Annotated in this window: 18 protein-coding genes; 8 read left to right on the forward strand and 10 right to left on the reverse strand. The window is 72.2% G+C overall.

Annotated elements, in window-relative coordinates:
- Positions 1-10 precede the first annotated feature (10 nt).
- Complete coding sequence (locus ACIGDI_RS32475; protein ID WP_399904139.1) at positions 11-748, forward strand: GAF domain-containing protein; 738 nt, start codon at positions 11-13, stop codon at positions 746-748.
- 107 nt (positions 749-855) lie between these two features.
- Here the strand turns inward: ACIGDI_RS32475 and ACIGDI_RS32480 are convergent, their stop codons facing one another.
- Both ACIGDI_RS32480 and ACIGDI_RS32485 read right to left on the reverse strand, forming a co-directional pair.
- Complete coding sequence (locus ACIGDI_RS32480) at positions 856-4,059, reverse strand: alpha-L-rhamnosidase (RefSeq protein WP_399904141.1); 3,204 nt, start codon at positions 4,057-4,059, stop codon at positions 856-858.
- Between the two features lie 170 nt (positions 4,060-4,229).
- On the reverse strand, positions 4,230-5,567 hold the full coding sequence (locus ACIGDI_RS32485) for a helix-turn-helix domain-containing protein (protein WP_399904144.1): 1,338 nt from the start codon (positions 5,565-5,567) through the stop codon (positions 4,230-4,232).
- 214 nt (positions 5,568-5,781) lie between these two features.
- On the opposite strand from ACIGDI_RS32485, the gene ACIGDI_RS32490 reads away from it, so the two are divergent.
- Positions 5,782-6,513, forward strand: a complete 732-nt coding sequence (locus ACIGDI_RS32490; RefSeq protein ID WP_399904147.1) for a DUF4232 domain-containing protein — start codon at positions 5,782-5,784, stop codon at positions 6,511-6,513.
- 25 nt (positions 6,514-6,538) lie between these two features.
- Here the strand turns inward: ACIGDI_RS32490 and ACIGDI_RS32495 are convergent, their stop codons facing one another.
- Positions 6,539-6,925 (reverse strand): hypothetical protein, encoded by a 387-nt coding sequence (locus ACIGDI_RS32495; RefSeq protein ID WP_399904149.1) that lies wholly within the window; start codon positions 6,923-6,925, stop codon positions 6,539-6,541.
- A gap of 202 nt (positions 6,926-7,127) precedes the next feature.
- Between ACIGDI_RS32495 and ACIGDI_RS32500 the strand changes: the two genes are divergently transcribed.
- Positions 7,128-7,907: a polysaccharide deacetylase family protein gene (locus ACIGDI_RS32500; RefSeq protein ID WP_399904152.1), complete on the forward strand. Its 780-nt coding sequence runs from the start codon at positions 7,128-7,130 to the stop codon at positions 7,905-7,907.
- Between the two features lie 169 nt (positions 7,908-8,076).
- Here ACIGDI_RS32500 and ACIGDI_RS32505 read toward each other — a convergent pair whose 3' ends face one another.
- The 4 genes from ACIGDI_RS32505 to ACIGDI_RS32520 form a co-directional block, all read right to left on the reverse strand.
- On the reverse strand, positions 8,077-8,364 hold the full coding sequence (locus ACIGDI_RS32505; RefSeq protein ID WP_399904154.1) for an SCO5918 family protein: 288 nt from the start codon (positions 8,362-8,364) through the stop codon (positions 8,077-8,079).
- Positions 8,365-8,428: 64 nt separating this feature from the next.
- On the reverse strand, positions 8,429-9,919 hold the full coding sequence (locus tag ACIGDI_RS32510; RefSeq protein WP_399904157.1) for a DEAD/DEAH box helicase: 1,491 nt from the start codon (positions 9,917-9,919) through the stop codon (positions 8,429-8,431).
- Positions 9,920-10,098: 179 nt separating this feature from the next.
- Complete coding sequence (locus ACIGDI_RS32515; protein ID WP_007383480.1) at positions 10,099-10,302, reverse strand: cold-shock protein; 204 nt, start codon at positions 10,300-10,302, stop codon at positions 10,099-10,101.
- A 231-nt stretch (positions 10,303-10,533) separates the two neighbouring features.
- Complete coding sequence (locus ACIGDI_RS32520; RefSeq protein ID WP_399904161.1) at positions 10,534-10,881, reverse strand: MerR family transcriptional regulator; 348 nt, start codon at positions 10,879-10,881, stop codon at positions 10,534-10,536.
- A 363-nt stretch (positions 10,882-11,244) separates the two neighbouring features.
- Between ACIGDI_RS32520 and ACIGDI_RS32525 the strand changes: the two genes are divergently transcribed.
- The 5 genes from ACIGDI_RS32525 (at position 11,245) to ACIGDI_RS32545 (ending at position 15,271) form a co-directional block, all read left to right on the forward strand.
- Entirely contained in the window at positions 11,245-11,730 is a 486-nt protein-coding gene (locus tag ACIGDI_RS32525; protein ID WP_399904163.1) for a hypothetical protein, read from the forward strand.
- A gap of 79 nt (positions 11,731-11,809) precedes the next feature.
- Complete coding sequence (locus ACIGDI_RS32530; protein WP_399904166.1) at positions 11,810-12,019, forward strand: hypothetical protein; 210 nt, start codon at positions 11,810-11,812, stop codon at positions 12,017-12,019.
- A 98-nt stretch (positions 12,020-12,117) separates the two neighbouring features.
- The gene (locus tag ACIGDI_RS32535) at positions 12,118-12,588 is read left to right on the forward strand and encodes a VOC family protein (protein WP_399904169.1); all 471 of its coding nucleotides are present in this window, start codon (positions 12,118-12,120) and stop codon (positions 12,586-12,588) included.
- 457 nt (positions 12,589-13,045) lie between these two features.
- Positions 13,046-14,173, forward strand: a complete 1,128-nt coding sequence (locus ACIGDI_RS32540; protein WP_399904172.1) for a ferredoxin reductase — start codon at positions 13,046-13,048, stop codon at positions 14,171-14,173.
- Between the two features lie 21 nt (positions 14,174-14,194).
- Positions 14,195-15,271, forward strand: coding sequence for a fatty acid desaturase family protein (locus tag ACIGDI_RS32545; RefSeq protein WP_399904174.1), 1,077 nt, complete (start codon positions 14,195-14,197; stop codon positions 15,269-15,271).
- Between the two features lie 54 nt (positions 15,272-15,325).
- On the opposite strand, the gene ACIGDI_RS32550 is transcribed toward ACIGDI_RS32545, so the two are convergent.
- The 3 genes from ACIGDI_RS32550 to ACIGDI_RS32560 form a co-directional block, all read right to left on the reverse strand.
- Positions 15,326-15,649, reverse strand: coding sequence for an SCO5918 family protein (locus ACIGDI_RS32550; RefSeq protein ID WP_399904177.1), 324 nt, complete (start codon positions 15,647-15,649; stop codon positions 15,326-15,328).
- A 7-nt stretch (positions 15,650-15,656) separates the two neighbouring features.
- Positions 15,657-15,962: a CBS domain-containing protein gene (locus ACIGDI_RS32555; protein ID WP_399904180.1), complete on the reverse strand. Its 306-nt coding sequence runs from the start codon at positions 15,960-15,962 to the stop codon at positions 15,657-15,659.
- Between the two features lie 83 nt (positions 15,963-16,045).
- A complete protein-coding gene (locus ACIGDI_RS32560) occupies positions 16,046-17,566 on the reverse strand; it encodes a DEAD/DEAH box helicase (RefSeq protein ID WP_399904183.1) in 1,521 nt (506 codons plus the stop codon).
- Positions 17,567-17,670 lie beyond the last annotated feature (104 nt).

Genomic DNA, 17,670 nt, shown 5'->3' on the forward strand with positions numbered 1-17,670 from the left:
GGAGGCGAGCATGAACCGCGAGCGAGAGCTGGCTCAGGCCTTCGTCGCCCTGTCGGACACCTACGCGGCCGAATTCGACCCCTTGAGTCTGTTCCGCCGCCTGGTCCACACCTGCCGGAACCTGTTCGACGTGGACGCCGTGGCGGTGATGATCGCGGACGCCCGGGGCGGCCTGAAGACGATGGCGGCGACCGACGAGGACGCCGAGTTCATGGAGCTGCTGCAGGTGCAGAGCGGGCAGGGCCCCTGCATGGACTGCTACCGCAGCGGCGAACCGAGGAGCGTCCCCGACATCGGCGCCGAGCACGAACGCTGGCCCGCACTCGTCACCGCCATGACCGCGACCGGCTACCGGTCCCTGCAGGCGATCCCCATGCGGCTGCACGAGCGCTCCCTGGGAGGCCTCACCCTGCTGCGCCGGCGGCCGGGACCCCTGGCCGCGGACGACGTCCATCTGGCGCAGGCCCTCGCGGACTCCGCGTCGCTGGGCCTGATGCACTGGTCCACCGAGCCGGACCGCGCCGACGACGTCGTCACCCGCGTCCAGAGCGTCATCGCGGCCAAGGCCACGCTGGACATCGCCAGGGGCATGATCGCGGAGTGCGCGGGGTCCACCATCGGCGAGGCCGCCCGGCTGCTCGACGCCTACGTCGGCAGACGGCACGTCCGCCTCACCGAGACCGCCTACGCCCTGGTCACCCGCACGCTGGACCCGGCCGACGTCCTCGCATCGCGGACGAGCGGCTGAGCACGCCGCGAGCACGGGCGGACCTGGGCACGGCGGCCTGAACCACCGGCCGGGACCGGGGCGTCCCCCCGGCCCCTGACCGGTCCAGGTTCCCTGGAGAGTTCCCCTCAGACCGCGAAGCGGTGCGTGCCGGAGCCGACCCGGTAGACCGCGCTGCCGTCCTCCTGGCGCAGGAACCTCCCCTCGGCTCGCGTCACCGCTCGTGCGGAGGACGCCGGGATCCACACCTCGGCGGTCGTGTTGGGCGGCACCTCGCAGGTGAGGGTGAAGTGCCCGTCCCGCTGCCGCCAGCGGGTGGCGACGGGGCCGTAGACCGAGTCGAACCGGGCGCGGGCGGAGGTGACGCCGCCTCCGGGGCGGGGCCGCACGACGATCTCGCGGTAGCCGGGCCGGCCCGCCGCGATGCCGGCGATGTTGGCGTACATCCACTCGCCGACCGAGCCGTAGGCGTAGTGGTTGAAGGAGTTCATGGCCGGGTCCTGGAAGCTGCCGTCGGGCCGGACGGAGTCCCAGCGTTCCCACATCGTCGTGGAGCCCTTGTCGATCTGGTAGCCCCAGCTGGGGAAGGACCGCTGTGCCAACAGGCGGTGGGCGACGTCCGTGTGCCCGGTGTCGGTCAGGACGGGCAGCAGACGCGGCGTGCCGAGGAACCCGGTCGACAGATGCCAGTCCCGGGCCTCGATCAGCGCGACGAGCCGGTCGGCCGCCGCCTTCCGCACCGCCTCCGGCAGCAGGTCCATCGACAGCGCGAGGACGTACGCCGTCTGCGTGTCGCCCTTCACCCTGCCGTCGGAGGAGACGTAGGCGCTCTGGAAGGCCGTACGGATCCGCCCGAACAGGCCGCTGTAGGGAGCGGGGTCCTCGCCGAGCGCCTCGGCCATCCGGGCCGCGAGGTCGGCGCTGTGCGCGAAGTACGCGGTGGCGATGACGTCCTTGGGTGTCTCGTCGTCGACGTTGAGCCAGTCGCCGTAGCCCTCGGCCGGACGCAGCAGCCGGTCGCTGTGCTGCTCCAGGTAGGCCAGCCAGGTCCGCACCGACGGCCAGGCGTCCTCCAGGACCCGCCGGTCGCCGTAGGCCTGGTAGAGCGCCCAGGGGACGGTGACGCCCGCGTCGCCCCAGCCGGCGGTGCCGTTGCCGACGGTGCCGACCATCGGCGCCACGTCGGTGAACGAGCCCGCCGCGGTCCGGGAGTCCCGCAGGTCGACGAGCCACTTGGACAGGAAGCGGGCCGACTCCATCGTGTAGGCGGCCGTCGGCGCGAAGACGTTGATGTCCCCGGTCCAGCCCAGCCGCTCGTCACGCGCCGGGGTGTCGGTGGGGACGGACAGGAAGTTGCCGCGCTGTCCCCAGGTGATGTTGCTGTGCAGCTGGTTGAGCATCGGCACGTCGGTCTCGAAGTCGAGGGTGAAGGGCGCGTCCGTGTGCATCACGCGTCCGGTGACGGCCCGCGCGGAGGGCGTGCCGGGGAACCCGGTGACCTCGACGTAGCGGAACCCGTGGAAGGTGAAGCGCGGCTCGTAGACCTCCTCCCCGCTCCCCTTGCAGGTGTAGGTGTCGGTGGCCGCCGCGCTGCGCAGGTTCGCGGTGTAGACGGTGCCGTCCGGGTTGAGCACCTCGGCGTGTCTGAGCCGGACGGTCGTCCCGGCGGCGCCCGAGACCCGCAGCCGTACCGAGCCGACCATGTTCTGCCCGAAGTCGAAGACGAAGACGCCCGGCTTCGGTCGGGTCACCGCCTTCGGCGTCAGCTCCCGCTCCACGCGCACCGGGCCGTCCACCTGCGCGACGATCAGGCCGGGCCCGACGTCTCCCTCGCCGCGCACGGCGAGCCAGCCGCCGTCGTCGAAGCCGGGCAAGGTCCAGCCGGGCGTCTCCTTGCGGGCGTCGTACGTCTCGCCGTTCAGCAGGTCGGCGGCCACGATCGGCCCGGCGGCGGCCCGCCAGTCGGTGCCGGACGTGACGCGCTCGCTCGTCCCGTCGGCGTACTCCACCTCCAACTGGGCGAGGAACGCCGGGTGTTGTCCGTACTGCCCGGGCCCGAACATGCCGACGTTGCCCGCGTACCAGCCGGGGGCCAGGTACACCCCGATCGCGTTCGCGCCGGGCCGCAGCAGGGCGGTGACGTCGTGGGTCTGGTACTGCACGCGGGTGCGGTAGTCCGTCCAGCCGGGGGCGAGCTGGTCGCGGCCCACGCGGCCGCCGTTGAGGTGGGCCTCGTACAGGCCGAGCGCGGTGGCGTACAGCCGCGCGCGGGCCACCTTCCGGCGCGGCAGCGTGAACTCGTGGCGCAGTCGCGTGACGGCGTACGACACCGGGACGACCCGTCCCCACGGTCCGCCGCCCCAGGCGGCCGCCACCCGGGCCGCGGGCCAGCCGCCGTCGTCGAAGCCCGATTCCCGCCATCCCGTGGGCGGTTCGTGGTCCGTGGTCTTCCATGCCCCGTCGGTGAAGACCTTCTCCTCGCCGGAGGCGGTGCGCACGACGAGGACGGCGAGGAGCCCGGCCGGGCCCTCGGTGGCGTTGGTGGCCGAGACGGCGACAACGTTGTCCTGTCCGGCGCGCACCCGGTCGAGCACGTCGATCACGGCCGGCCGGCGCCAGTCGTCGTGGTCGGTGTCGAGGTCGGTGCGGGCCACCTCGACCCCGTTCACGGAGACGGCGTACACGTTGTCGGCGGTGATGGCGAGCGTCGCCGCGGTGATGCCGGCGGGCAGGGCGACGGTACGGCGGAACCAGCGGGTCGCCGCCGGCACGCCGACCGTGGCATCCCCCTCGGGGAACCAGATCCAGGAGCCGCCCTCGAAGGACGGCGCGTCCGTGAGACTCGCCGGTGCGGAGATCCAGTCGGCGGCCCACCGTCCCGTCGTCATGAGCCCGGTCTCCCACCACGAGGGCGCGCTCCACCCGGAGGCCCGGCCGTCGCCGTCCCACACGCGTACGGACCAGAAGTAGCGGGTGCGGGGCCGGAGTTCGGGTCCCGCGTACGGCACGAGCACGGACTCGGCGGACGTGACCCTGCCGCTGTCCCAGACGTCCGGACGGGACGGCAGCAGCGACGCGTCGGTGGCCACCCGGACCTGGTAGGCGCTCTGCCGCACGTCCGTCCCGTCGGACACCAGCGGCCAGCTCAGCCGGGGGCGTGGGACGTCGAGGCCGAGGGGGTGCCGGACGTACTCCACGGTCGGCGCGGCGACGCGCGGCGCGCTTGCCCCGGCAGCCCGGGATGCGGGCCGGGCCGCCGCCGGTACCGCGTCGACCGCCGCCGCCACGACGGTGGCGGCGGCGGTCGCGAGAATGTTCCTCCTGCTGATCACTACGACTCCTCACTCACACAACGGAAGGGATGAATCGATTCAGAACGGAGAGGCGTGGGTACCGTAGAGCCGTGCGGTGCTTGGGTCAATCGTTGCGTCACGATTGACTTGCTCATTGAACGGTTTCAATCGGAGGTGTGTGAGCGCGCCCGTTCCGCGGGGACGGAGCGTCAGCCGGGAATGTCCGGGTTCACCTCGTCCCGCCCCCACTCCGAGGAGCCGAGCGGGTGGGTGTACGCGGGCCGGCCCACGTTCCCGCTCGTGCGGAACGGCCGGCCGCGGTCGTCGACGCGCACGGTGCCCTGCCGGTCACCGCTGGACCAGTCCAGCTCCAGGTACCAGCTCACGTTGTGCGCCCGCGCGTCCGCGAAGACGTAGAACACCTCGGGATCGGACTCGCTCACCTTGTAGGGGAAGTCGCGCTGACCGTTCTTCGGGGAGAGTGCGGGCCGCCCGGCGTCGAGGTCCACCCCGAAGGCCGCCGTCCGTACGCCGCCGCCGCATCCGACGCCCATCGCGAAGTCGTTCCACGCGAGGGGAGCGCTCTTGTCCACCACCCGGACGTGCAGCGCTTCCAGGACGACGGTGGCCTTCCCGGTGCCCTGCACGGTCAGCGCGAGCATCTGCTCCCCGCCGGGCACCCCGCCGAGCGCGCTGACCCACCCGCGCGCGTCCGGTTCGCCGGGCGGTGGAGGGACCTGCTCGGGCTGCCGGTTCAACAGGTAGTGCTGGCTGCACTGGTCTTCCCACTTGTACGGGTTCACGGCGACGGTGGGCGCGGTGGCCCCGTCCCGCGCCCCGGCTTCCGGGGCCGCCCCCAGGCCACCGCTTCGGGAGGCGGACACGGAGGCCGTGGGTGTCCCGCCGCGCGAGGCCGACGGCGAGGCCGACCCGCTCCCGGCCGACGGGGAGGCGCTGGGACGCGCGCCGCCGGACTCGGCGCCGGCCGCCCCCACGGACCGCCGCCCGCCCCGGTCGTCGTCTCCCTTGCCGGGCACGAGACTCACGACGAGCGCCGCCGACACGACGGCGGCGACCACGGCGGCTCCGGCGAACACGACGGTACGGCGCCGCCGCGAGAGGGGCTTCTCGGCCAGGGGCGCCCGCTCGCCGATCGGCTCGGAGTCGTCGCTGGGGGCGGAGCCGCCGTGGGTTCCCGAGTCGCTGTCTGCGCCTGCTTCCACGGCGTCGATGCCGCTCGGGGTCTCGGTCCCGCCCCCGCCGCCCGTACCGGTCTCCGTCGCCTCGGCCGCGGCCGCCCGCTGCTCGCGGCGCCGGGCATCCGCGAGGATCCACTGCCGGTGCAGCTCGACCAGTTCCTCGGGCGTCGCCCGGCACGCCCGCGCGAACCGTTCCACGGGCGCGTAGTCGGTCGGTACGGCGTCCCCGTTGACGTACCGGTGAAGCGTGGACGCACTCGTGTGCAGCCGCTTGCCGAGCACGCCGTAGCTGAGCCCGGACCGCTCCTTCAACCGCCCCAGCAGCTGCGAGAACTCGTCCCCCGCCACCGTTCCTCCCTCTCCCCGCGTTCCGTCCCCGCGTTCCAGGGGGAGGTCATTCCCCCAGTTCAGGGCCGTTGCGAGCGTTCCAGCGTCCCGGATGTCCCGGCAGTCCTGGCGGGCGGGACGGATCGCCGCACAACCTTGGGCCATCCAAGCACGCCGCTCCCGGCACCCGGTCGAGCGGCCCGTGCCAACACCCGTACAACACATGGGGGATCACATGTCAGCACGTACTCGCCGCACCGGCCGCGCCCGTCTGCTCACCGCCGCCGCGCTGGCGGCCGCCGCACTCACGCTGACGGCGTGCCAGGACGGAGAGGGCGTCCACGACGAAGGGGCGTCGTCCGCGGGGTCCGCGACCGCGTCGGCGACGGGCACGTCCACGTCCGTACCGGGTTCCAAGGGCTCCTCGTCCTCAGGGAACTCCACGGCCGCCAAGAACTCGTCGACCGGGAAGAACTCCTCGGCTTCCAGGAACTCCTCCGGCTCCACCGGTGCCAAGGGCTCGGCGGGCGGCTCGGGTGCCGAGGACCCCGGTCCCACGCGCACCCGCTGCTCCACCTCCACCACCCGGACGACCGCCACGGTGGTCTCCCGCCCGCTGAACCACGTGCTCCTCACCGTCACCAACACCGGCTCGAAGAACTGCAACCTGATCGGCTACCCGGCGCCCCGCTTCGGCGAGGCCCAGGCCGTCCCGCCGGTCTTCGAGGCCTCCAAGCCGCAGGCGGTGGTCACGCTGGCGCCCGGCGAGTCGGGCTACGCGAGCGTCCTGCTCTCCTCCGCGGACGGCAGCGGCTCCAACGGCTACACGGCCAAGTCGCTGGAGGTCTACTTCAACGACGGCACGACCGCCGCCCGCCCGTCGCTGCCCGCCAAGGGCGTCTACGTCGACGACTCGATCCGCGTCTCGTACTGGCAGTCCACCATGGACGACGCCCTGAACTGGTGACGGAGGGAGGAGGGAGGCCGGTGGCTCACCGGTCCGAGTAGCCGATGTCCCCGATGGTCCAGGCGCTCACGTCCTCCAGCGCGACGCGGTACATGCCGCCCGTGTCGGGGATGCCGTAACTGCCCTGGAGGATGCGGGCGACATGGAAGTGGAGGTGGGTGGGGTCGCCGCGTTCACCGTCGTCCGGCGGGTCGTCACCGTCGTCCTTGGGCGGGGTGAACGCGGCGGCGAACCGCCCCAGGTGCTCGGAGTCCCGCAGGACCTCGGCCACGCGTTCCTTCCACAGGGCCTCCGGGGCGAGCCGTCCGGTGATGACGGCTCCCGGGGTCACCACGGTCAAGGACATCTGACTGTTGTGCTGCGACTCCACCATCGCGGCGATCGCGAGGAGCAGGTCGTCAGGGCGCTTCATGCCTCGGGAGCCTAGCCCGACATCCTGTGTCGGCGCGCGGCGGCACCGGAGTTGTCGCCGCCCCGGCACACCCGCGAGGCGTCGTCTCCCGGCCATATTTCGAGCGCGGATGAACCTGACGAGCGGAAAAGCCATCAATAACCAACGGTGACGGTCAACGACGGTCGACGTCGGAAATGTCTTTTCCAGGGGGAGCTCTGCTGTGTCGAAATACGCTCGAATAAGACCGTCACGTCTCTTCATCGCCCTCGCCACGGCCGCGACCGTCGTCCTGACCGTCGTCGTGATCGTGGCCCTGACGGTCACCACCTACGACCACACCTCGCCGCGCGCCGCCCGGAGCAAGGCGTCCGGTTCGGTACCCGGGTCCGTCGACTGCCGCAAGGCGAAGTGCGTGGCCCTGACCTTCGACGGCGGCCCCAGCCCGACCACCCCCGGGCTTCTGGACATCCTGAAGCGGGAGCACCTGCACGCGACGTTCTTCCTGCAGGGCAAGGGGCACATCGCCAAGTACCCGCAGATCGTCCGCCGCATCAGGGACGAGGGCGACGAGATCGGCAACCACACCTGGAACCACAAGGTCCTGACGGAGATCGACACGGCCGACGCCCGGCACGAACTGAGCAGCACCCAGGACGCCATCGAGAGGATCACCGGCACCAAGCCGGTCCTGATGCGCCCGCCGCAGGGCCGCACCGACCGCGACGTGGCCAAGATCTGCCGGGAGCTGGGCCTGGCACAGGTGCTGTGGAGCGTCACGGCCAAGGACTACGAGACCACCGACTCGGCCCTGATCACCAAGCGGGTGCTCGAACAGACCCATCGCGACGGCATCATCCTGCTGCACGACCTGCACAAGGGCACCGTGCCCGCCGTCCCCGGCATCCTCAAGGCACTCAGGCAGCGCGGCTACACCATCGTCACGGTCTCGCAGCTGCTCGCGCCCGCCAAGCCGAAGCCGGGCATGGTCTACCGGCCCTGAGCCCACTCGGTCCGGACGGCCGTTCGGTACGGGCCGTACGCTCCCGCGCGCCGCGGCTCCTGGCCGAACCGCCCCGGCGGGACCTGGTTCAGGTGTACGGCCCGCCCGTTCACGGGTGCCACATCCTGCGGTGTCCACACGGCATTGCGCGCATCACCTGCGCGCGCCGTCACCAGCCCAGGACGTCGCCGTCGGGGCGCGGGGTCTCGGTCGGAGTGCTCGGCGCGGCGTCGTGGCAGGTGAAGCCGAGGCGGGTCAGGGCCCGGCGCATCTCGCCCGAGGTGAAGTCGCGGCGGCTCTGCCGGGTGATCACTTCCCCGACCTGCATCACCGGGAAGACGCGGCCGCCGATGGTGACGGCCACCCCGGTGACGGGTTCGGGCTCCTTACCGCTCATCGACTGCTCGACCTCGTTCTTGGTGAGGTCGAAGGGGAAGCGGGCGATGACACAACGCATGGATGCCTCCATGGAGTTGGGGAGATACGCCGATCCACGGGACGCGCCCGGGGACCGGACCGGGCTACGAGTTGCCGCGCGAAGCGGATCCACGGCCTCGGGCAGCCGTCCTTACGGCCCCGCCCCGGCCGCCGGTCCGGCCCCTGCGACGGCGACCGCCGGAACCGGCGCCGCTTCCCTCGCTCCGGCCGGCCGGCGGGGGCGCGGTGACGGTGACGGGCACCCCGGAGGGCGTCCGGGCGCCGGTGATGCGCTGCAGTTCGGCCTCGCCGGGCCGGACCCGGGTGGTGCTCGGGGTGATGCCGGCGTCGGCCATCAGACGGTCCATCGCGCGCCGCTGGTGCGGCAGGACGAGGGTGACGACCGTGCCGGACTCGCCGGCCCGGGCCGTACGCCCGCCCCGGTGCAGGTAGTCCTTGTGGTCGCCCGGAGGGTCGAAGTTCACGACGAGGTCGAGGTCGTCGACGTGGATGCCGCGGGCCGCGACGTTCGTCGCGACCAGGACCGTGACGTGGCCCTCCTTGAACTGGGCGAGCGTCCGGTTCCGCTGCGGCTGCGACTTGCCACCGTGCAGGGCCGAGGCGCGCACACCCACGGACAGCAGGTGCTTGGCCAGCCGGTCGGCGGCGTGCTTGGTGTCCAGGAACATGATCACCCGGCCCTCGCGGGCGGCGATCTCGGTCGCGGTGGTGCGCTTGTCGTCGTCGTGCACGTGCAGCAGGTGGTGCTCCATGGTGGCGACGGCGCCCGCGGACGGGTCGACGGAGTGCACGACGGGGTCGTGCAGGTAGCGCCGGACCAGGAGGTCGATGTTGCGGTCCAGGGTGGCGGAGAACAGCAACCGCTGGCCGCCGGGGCCGACTTGGTCGAGCAGGTTGGTCACCTGCGGCAGGAAGCCCATGTCGGCCATCTGGTCGGCCTCGTCCAGGACGGTGACGGCGACCTGGTCCAGCCGGCAGTCGCCGCGCTCGATGAGGTCCTTGAGCCGGCCGGGCGTCGCCACGACGACCTCGGCGCCGCCGCCCAGCGCACTCGCCTGGCGGCCGATCGACACGCCTCCGACGACGGTGGTGAGCCGCAGGCGCAGGGCGCGCGCGTAGGGGGCGAGCGCGTCGGTGACCTGCCCGGCCAGTTCCCGGGTGGGCACGAGGACGAGCGCGAGCGGCTGCCGGGGCAGGGCCCGCTGCCCGGCGAGCCGGGCCAGCACGGGCAGGCCGAAGGCGAGAGTCTTGCCGGAGCCGGTGCGTCCGCGGCCCAGCACGTCCCGTCCGGCCAGCGCGTTCGGCAGGGTGGCCGCCTGGATCGGGAAGGGCACGGTCACCCCCTCGGCGTCGAGCGCGCTCAGGAGGCGGGCGGGCATGTCCAGTTCGGCGAACGTCGCGACCGGCGGCAGTGGCTCGGTCAGGGTCGCCGGAAGGGTGAACTCCTGCGGTCGGGGTGTGACGTGTGCCCGTCGGCCACCGGTTCGCCCGGTGTCCGGACGATGACTCTGGCGGCCTTTCTCCTGGCCTCGGAAGCGGCCGGAGGCGCGGCCGTCACGGCGCGTGCGGTCCATGGAGGAACCCTCCTCGATGCGGCGCATCGAGGAATTCCGGCCGTGGCGGGAGCCGCACGGGGAATCGCAAGAATGAGCCGAAGAAAATGGGCCGGAAAACGGCCGGGAAATGCGTGAGGCAACGACCTGGGGCCCGCACCCCACGGGTGCGGGCCCCAGTCACGCGGTCGCGTCAGCGATCAGGCGGGAACGATGTTCTCGGCCTGCGGGCCCTTCTGGCCCTGCGTGACGTCGAAGGTAACCTTCTGGCCTTCCTGAAGCTCGCGGAAGCCGCTGGTGGCGATGTTCGAGTAGTGGGCGAACACGTCAGCGCCGCCGCCGTCCTGCTCGATGAAGCCGAAGCCCTTTTCCGCGTTGAACCACTTCACGGTGCCAGATGCCATATTGAATCTCCCTTGAGGGGCAGTGCCGGAAACCGCACTTTACGGAGTCCGAGTCGCCGCGATGATCACCCCTCCGGAAGGATCCGGAAAGCTCTGCAAAGAAAAAATTCTCTGGCAACCAAAACTGCAACTGCTATCACGCTAACACAGGTCGGGCGGCAACCCCATCGATTTCTGGATCACCTGGGAAACTCTCACTCCGCGGTGCCGTGTATTTCTGTAGCGGCCGGACTAGGTATCCGGGTTGTCCTCGTCGCCCTCGTCCAGCTTCCGGCGCATTTCCCGGTGCACGCGGCGGGCGTCGTCGAGCTGGTCCTCGAGGGAGACGATGCGGCACGCGGCCTCGATGGGCGTGCCCTGGTCCACGAGCTCACGGGCGCGGGCGGCGATCCGCAACTGCCGCCGGGAGTAACGGCGGTGGCCGCCCTCCGACCGCAGCGGAGTGATCAGATCGGCCTCGCCGACGGCCCGCAGGAAGGCGGGCGTGGTCCCGAGCACGTCGGCGGCCCGCCCCATGGTGTAGGCGGGGTAGTCGTCGTCGTCGAGGTTCCCGGGGGCAGGGGCGTTGTCAGCGGGCATAGCACCTTGTCTTCGGGAACGCGGAGAGGGATCCGGGCGGACACGGCCGAAGCTCCGGCACATCGCCCACCCGCCGGACAACCCTAACTCCGCCCGCCCCGGAGATATGTCCCCGCCGCGACAGACTTTCTCACCGGCGCGCGCCCAGGGCTCCTGAAGCCCATTCTCACGGGCCTCACAGCGAATGCTCAGATCGCGGAGGGACGATGACGACGGCGCCCGCTCCCCGGCACGTCGACCTCACACCCCCCCGCCTCGCGGATCCGGGTTTCGTACGACCGGCCGCGGGCGACCCGGAACCGAGACGTAAGGAGACCGCAACCACCTGAGCCGCCGCTGTCCGACGAACCAGGAGACCGCCGCATGACCGTCCTCGACCCCTCGCCCCGCGCCGGCGTGCCCACCGGAGCGTCCGTCAGGGACCCTGTCATGGACGAGCGCACCCGCTCCCGCATCGGCTACGGCCTCATCGCCTGCGGTCTCGCCCTGGTGCCCTGGCTGATCGTCCTCGCCACGGGTGTTCCGGCCCTCGTCGACAGCGCCCGGGAGTCCCTGACCTGGGTCGGACTGGACGGCTTGGAAGCGGTCGGCCTCGTGACCACGGGCCTGCTGGTGCTGTGGCGCGACCCCCGGCGCACCCTCGCGGCCTCCGCGACCGCCGCGCTCCTGCTCGCCGACGCCTGGTTCGACACGACCACGGCGTCATCGGGCGCCGATCTCATATCGGCCCTGGCCATGGCGGCCGTCGCCGAGCTCCCTCTCGCGGTCCTGTGCGTGACCCTGACGATTCGCGGACTTCCCCGCGCGGGCACGGCGAGGCCTCGCGGAGGCCCGCTCGGGAGTCGCTGACCGGCTCAGGGAGACTTAGGGGGCGCGCTGAAGGGCGGAGAAGCGACGGGGGCGGGCAATGGGGTTGATCATTCAGGGAGTGCTCGGTGTGCTCCTGCTGCTCGGGGCCGGAGCCTGCGCGGCGGTGGCATGCGGTTGCCGCGGGGTGGACGTGTGGGCCTGGGACTGGGCGGAAGCACTGCGCGGGCCGTACGGAAAACGCTGGCGCAGTCTGACGACCATGCGGATCAGCTTCGGGATCGTGTCCGTCTTCTTGCTGGCAGGAGCGCTGCGTGTCCTGACGGGCTGATCTCGACGGCGGTTCGCTCCGAGGGCCACCGATGAGTTCCGCCGGCCGCCCCGGTCTACCAGGACGTACGCCATCGAGCCACCCACTGGAGACCAGCCATGACCCAGCCCGTACACCCCGGCCGCATGCTGTTCGTGAACCTTCCCGTCGTGGACCTCGAGCGCAGCAAGGCGTTCTTCGCCGGGCTCGGGTTCAGCTTCAACCCGGCGTTCAGCGACGAGACCGCCGCCTGCATGCTGGTCGGCGAGCACGCCTTCGTCATGCTGCTCACGCGGGAGAAGTTCGCGCAGTTCTCGAAACTGCCGCTGGCCGACCCCACCACGCACGCGCTGGCGCTCTTCTGCTTCAGCGTGTCGTCCCGCGAAGAGGTCGACCGGGTCGGCGCCGCCGCGCTCGCGGCGGGCGGCTCCGAGGCGGACGGCGCCGAGGACCTCGGCTTCATGTACTCGCGCAGCTTCTTCGACCTCGACGGCCACGGCTGGCAGGTCATGTGGATGGACCCGGCGGCGGCGGAGCAGGGCCCCGAGGCGTTCGCGGCCTCCGCGCAGGACGCCGACGCCAGGCTCTGACCCACCGCCGCGCTCGGAGCACGGAGACCGCCGCCGCTCGTCGGCCCCCCACGCCGCCGTCATTCGGTCGTTCCGGGGAGCGGCAGGCTCCCCTCGGTGTGCCCGTCCGCGCAGGTCACCGCGGTCGCGCCGGGCGGGCTCGGCGTCGCGGCCGACGGGTGGTGCGCGGCCGGTGGCCGAAAGCCCGCGTCCTCCGGGCCGCCGCCCGGTGTGCCTCGCCGGCCGCGGGGTAACCGGCCGTGGCGCAGGCGGGCTGTCGGCGCCCGCGACCGGCGGGACCCAAGGCCGCCCGCCGTACGCGCCGCCCGGAGACCCACCGGGAAGCCCGACCCCGGACACCCCCGGGGAAGCCCACCCCCCCGGAGACCCACCGGGACGCCCGACCCGGACACGCACCGGGAGTGCAATCCAGGAGCGCACCCAGGACCGCACCCAGGAGAAGGGCATCCAGACGCCCATGCCGAGCTCCCCGCCGCCGTCACCCGTCGTCGATCGGCTCACCGGATGGTGGGCCGGGCGCACCGGAGGACGCGTCCTCGCGGTCGCGTCCCGGCTGGTCGCCCCGCTGACCAGCCCCTTCACTCCCGATGACTACCTGGCCCTGCTCGATCCGCTGCTGTCCGTCCGGCATCCCGCCGGACGGGTCGTCGCGGTGCGTGCCGAGGGCTCCGCCGCGGCCACGCTGACCATCCGGCCGGGCCGGGGCTGGGGCGGACACAGGGCCGGGCAGTACCTGCCGGTGGGGGTGGAGATCGACGGCGTACGGCACTGGCGTACGTACTCGATCACCGCACGGCCCGGCGACTCCGCGCTCACGATCACCGTGAAGGCGGACCCCCGTGGCCGGGTCTCCCCGCACCTCGTGCACCGCACGCCGCCCGGCACCGTGCTGCGACTCGGCCCGGCGCAGGGGGAGTTCGTGCTGCCCGAACCGCCTCCGGAGCGGATGCTGCTGGTGACGGCGGGCAGCGGGATCACCCCCGTGGCGGGCATCCTCCGGACTCTCGCTCGACGCCACCGGCCACCCGGCGACGTCGTACTGCTGCACAGCGCACCCGATCCCGAACAGTGCCTGTTCCGCGAGGAGTTGACCGAGCTGGCGGCCCGTTCACCCTGGCTCCGGCTCGTCCTGACGTACACGCGTGCGGAAGGCCGGCTCACCCCGGAGCGCATTGCCGCGCTGTGCCCCGACTGGCGGGGGCGGGAGGCGTGGGTGTGCGGCCCCGCGGGGCTGCTGGAGGCGGCCGAACGCCACTGGGCCGCCGCCGGCTCGGGCGGACGGCTGCGCACGGAACGCTTCAGGCTGAGGCCCGTCCAGTCCCTCTCCACCGGCGGCCGGGTTCGTTTCGACCGCAGCGGCATCGAGATCGACGCGCAGGCGTCCGGCCCGCTGCTGGCGGCCGGTGAGCGGGCGGGTGTGACGATGCCGCACGGTTGCCGCATGGGCATCTGCCACAGCTGTCTCGTCCCCCTTCTCGACGGCCGTGTCCGTGATCTGCGCACCGGCGAACTGCACGGAGAAGTGGGCGAGTTGATCCAGACCTGCGTCAACGGCGCCGCAGGGCCGCTCGTCCTCGACATCTAGGACCTCCCGAGGAGGCTCCTCATGGCCACAAGTGCCGTGACCGAACAGCAAATCGACACCACCACCGACGAAACCACCACCGACGAACTGGGCCGCGAACTCGACCGCATCCGCTCCGAGGTCGTCGAGGCGCGAGGCGCGCACGACGCCCGTTACATCCACACGGTCCTCGTCGCGCAGCGCTCCCTGGAGGCCGGCGGCCGCCTCGCGCTCACCGTCTCGATCCTGCCGCCCGCCTGGCTGGCCGGCACCGCCATGCTCGCCGTCGCCAAGACGCTGGAGAACATGGAGCTCGGCCACAACATCCTGCACGGGCAGTGGGACTGGATGGGCGATCCGGCGATCCACTCGACCACCTGGGAGTGGGACTTCGCCACCCCCGCCGACGCCTGGAAACGCACCCACAACCACCTGCACCACACCTACACCAACGTGGTCGGACGCGACCGCGACCTCGGCTACACCGTTCTGCGGGTGAGTCCCGACCAGCCCTGGCAGCCCGTACATCTGCTCCAGCCGCTGTACGCCGCCCTGCTCGCGCCGGTCTTCGAATGGGGGATCGCGCTGTACGACCTGGAGGCGGACGCGGTGCCGTCCGGCCGCAAGAGCGTGCGGTCCTTCCTCGGCGACCTAGGGGGCCTGGCCCGCAAGGCGGCGGGACAGTTCGCGAAGGACTACGTCCTCTTCCCGCTGCTGGCCGGCCCCTCCGCCGTGCCCTGCCTCCTCGGCAACCTGACGGCGAACGCCCTGCGCAACGTCTGGGCCCACACCATCATCTTCTGCGGCCATTTCCCCGGTGACGTAAGGACGTTCACGGAGGACGAGATCGAGGGCGAGACCCGGGGGGAGTGGTATCTGCGGCAGATCCAGGGCTCGGCGAACATCGAGGGAGGCCGGCTGCTGCACCTGCTCAGCGGCAACCTCAGCCACCAGATCGAGCACCACGTCTTCCCCGACCTGCCCAGCAACCGCTACGCCGAGATCGCGCCCCGGCTGCGGGAGATCTGCGACCGCTACGGACTGCCGTACGTCACCGGGCCGTTGGCCCGGCAGTACGCGTCGATGTGGGGGCGGGTCCTGCGCCACACACTGCCGTAGCCCTTCCCGACCGGGCGACCTCGGCGCCGGCGGGGAAGCGGCACGAGGTCGTCGTCACACGTTCTGCGGGTCGGGGCTCCCGAGCAGGTCCGAGGCGACCTGGAGGGGGCTGCGGGAAACGGCGGACGGGGGCGGTGTGGCCCGGGGGCCGGCGTGGCAGGTGAAGCCGAGGCGGACCATGGCGCGGGTCACCTCGCCGCCGTTGAAGTCGCGGCGGTCCTGCCGGGTGATGACCTCACCGACCTGCATGACGGGGTAGCGGCGGCGGCCGATGGCCACGGAGTCGCCGGTGACCAGCTCGGGCTTGACACCCGCCATCGTGGCCAGCACCCCGTCCTTGGTCAGTTCGAACGGGTAGCGGGCGATGACACAGCGCATGAATGCCTCACAGGAGGAAGGAAGGGGTGCCGACCATGGGGGAGGGCCGGCCGAGGACGTCGCGCAGGCGGACGCGGTCCGTGTAGGCGGAGCTGCCAAGGTGTACGACCAGTTCGGCGCGGGTGACCGAGCCGGTCCGCGTGTCGTCCGCGTCGCACAGGAGCAGGTGCTCCACCCCGGCACCCGCCATGACGGACAGGGCGACCTCGACGGTCATGTCGTCACCGACCCGCAGCTCCATGGGGTCCGGGTGACCGGCCCTGTTCCTCAGGTCGCGAGCGATCGGGCTTCGATGGGTCTGGACCGGTGTCACGGCTGCCTCCTGCGGTACGGGTTGACGTGCTGGTCGGGACGGCTCCGGGCAGGCCGCCGGGGCGACGGCGGACCGCGGACCCGTCACGCGGCGCGGCGCCTGCCCGCGGGCCGCCCCTGAGAGGTGCGCCCCTGAGCGGCGGTGCGTCCCTGAGCGGTGGTGCGTCCCCGGCGGCCCCGGGAGGAACCCGATGCGCCGGCCGTGGTCCGGCGGGCGGGTTCGGCGGCCGGCGCGGCGATGACGACCGGGACACCGGAGGGGGCCTTGGCTCCCGTGATGCGGGTCAGCTCCTCCTCGCCCGAACGGACCGCGGTGATCGTCGGGGCGATGCCGGCCGAGGTCATCAGCCGGGCCATTTCACGGCGCTGGCCCGGGGTGACCAGGGTGACGACGCTGCCGGACGCGCCGGCGCGGGCCGTACGGCCGCCCCGGTGCAGGTAGTCCTTGTGGTCGCCGGGCGGATCCACGTTGACGACCAGGTCGAGGTCGTCGACATGGATGCCGCGCGCCGCGACGTTGGTCGCCACCAGCACCGTGACGTGACCGTCCTTGAACTGCGCGAGGGTCCGGGTGCGCTGCGGCTGGGACCTGCCGCCGTGCAGGGCGGCGGCGCGGACGCCGCTGCCGAGGAGGTGCTTGGTCAGCCGGTCCACCGCGTGCTTGGTGTCCAGGAACATGATCACGCGGCCGTCGCGGGCCGCGATCTCGGTGGTCGTGCGGTGCTTGTCCGCCTCGTGCACATGGAGGACGTGGTGCTCCATCGTGGTGACGGCGCCCGCCGACGGGTCCACGGAGTGGACCACCGGATCACTCAGGTAGCGGCGGACCAAAAGGTCAACGTTGCGGTCCAGGGTGGCGGAGAAGAGCATGCGCTGCCCGCCGTCACGCACCTGGTCCAGCAGGGCGGTGACCTGGGGCATGAACCCCATGTCGGTCATCTGGTCGGCCTCGTCCAGGACGGTGATGGCGACGTCGCTCAGCCGGCAGTCACCTCGGTCGATGAGGTCCTTCAGCCGTCCCGGCGTCGCGACGACGACCTCGGCCCCGTCCCGCAGAGCGTGCGCCTGCCTGCCGATCGACATCCCGCCGACCACGGTGGCCAGGCGCAGCCGTACGGCGCGGGCGTACGGGGTGAGGGCGTCGGTGACCTGCTGGGCGAGTTCGCGGGTGGGCACCAGGACGAGGGCCAGCGGCTGCCGCGGTTCGGCGCGTCGGCCCGCCGTACGGGCCAGCACCGCGAGGCCGAAGGCGAGGGTCTTGCCCGAGCCGGTACGGCCCCGGCCGAGTACGTCACGGCCGGCCAGGGAGTTCGGCAGGGTGGCCGCCTGGATCGGGAAGGGCACCGTCACCCCCTGGTGGCCGAGCGCGGCCAGCAGCGGTGCCGGCATGGCGAGTTCGGCGAAGGACTCGACGGCGGGCAGGGCGGGCTCGATCGTCTTCGGCGGCGTGAATTCGCCGCCGGGCGCCGAGGGTCGACCGCCGTGGCCCTTGGGCTTGGTCTTGGGGCGGTGCCGGGTGGTGCCGGAGCGGCCGGCCGCCGAGCCCTCGAAGCGGTCGTAGGTGCGGGTGGGGCGTGAACTGCGTGACGGGCGTGCTCGGTTCATGCGGAACCTTCCTCGATGCGGGCGCGTACCAAGGAATTCCCGCAGCACGATGAACGGCGCAGAGAATCGCGAGAACGAGCCGAAGACAACAGGGGTGAATCCCC

Source organism: Streptomyces sp. NPDC085900 (genome assembly GCF_044540925.1).
GTDB lineage: Bacteria > Actinomycetota > Actinomycetes > Streptomycetales > Streptomycetaceae > Streptomyces > Streptomyces gilvifuscus.

Bases quoted from the DNA above. Each gene is read 5' to 3' on its own strand.
- ACIGDI_RS32495 (WP_399904149.1), bottom strand. From the start codon at position 6,925: ATGAAGCGCCCTGACGACCTGCTCCTCGCGATCGCCGCGATGGTGGAG.
- ACIGDI_RS32520 (WP_399904161.1), bottom strand. From the start codon at position 10,881: ATGCCCGCTGACAACGCCCCTGCCCCCGGGAACCTCGACGACGACGAC.
- ACIGDI_RS32505 (WP_399904154.1), bottom strand. From the start codon at position 8,364: ATGCGTTGTGTCATCGCCCGCTTCCCCTTCGACCTCACCAAGAACGAG.
- ACIGDI_RS32540 (WP_399904172.1), top strand. From the start codon at position 13,046: ATGCCGAGCTCCCCGCCGCCGTCACCCGTCGTCGATCGGCTCACCGGA.
- ACIGDI_RS32545 (WP_399904174.1), top strand. From the start codon at position 14,195: ATGGCCACAAGTGCCGTGACCGAACAGCAAATCGACACCACCACCGAC.
- ACIGDI_RS32475 (WP_399904139.1), top strand. From the start codon at position 11: ATGAACCGCGAGCGAGAGCTGGCTCAGGCCTTCGTCGCCCTGTCGGAC.
- ACIGDI_RS32490 (WP_399904147.1), top strand. From the start codon at position 5,782: ATGTCAGCACGTACTCGCCGCACCGGCCGCGCCCGTCTGCTCACCGCC.
- ACIGDI_RS32515 (WP_007383480.1), bottom strand. From the start codon at position 10,302: ATGGCATCTGGCACCGTGAAGTGGTTCAACGCGGAAAAGGGCTTCGGC.
- ACIGDI_RS32560 (WP_399904183.1), bottom strand. From the start codon at position 17,566: ATGAACCGAGCACGCCCGTCACGCAGTTCACGCCCCACCCGCACCTAC.
- ACIGDI_RS32550 (WP_399904177.1), bottom strand. From the start codon at position 15,649: ATGCGCTGTGTCATCGCCCGCTACCCGTTCGAACTGACCAAGGACGGG.
- ACIGDI_RS32510 (WP_399904157.1), bottom strand. From the start codon at position 9,919: ATGGACCGCACGCGCCGTGACGGCCGCGCCTCCGGCCGCTTCCGAGGC.
- ACIGDI_RS32525 (WP_399904163.1), top strand. From the start codon at position 11,245: ATGACCGTCCTCGACCCCTCGCCCCGCGCCGGCGTGCCCACCGGAGCG.
- ACIGDI_RS32535 (WP_399904169.1), top strand. From the start codon at position 12,118: ATGACCCAGCCCGTACACCCCGGCCGCATGCTGTTCGTGAACCTTCCC.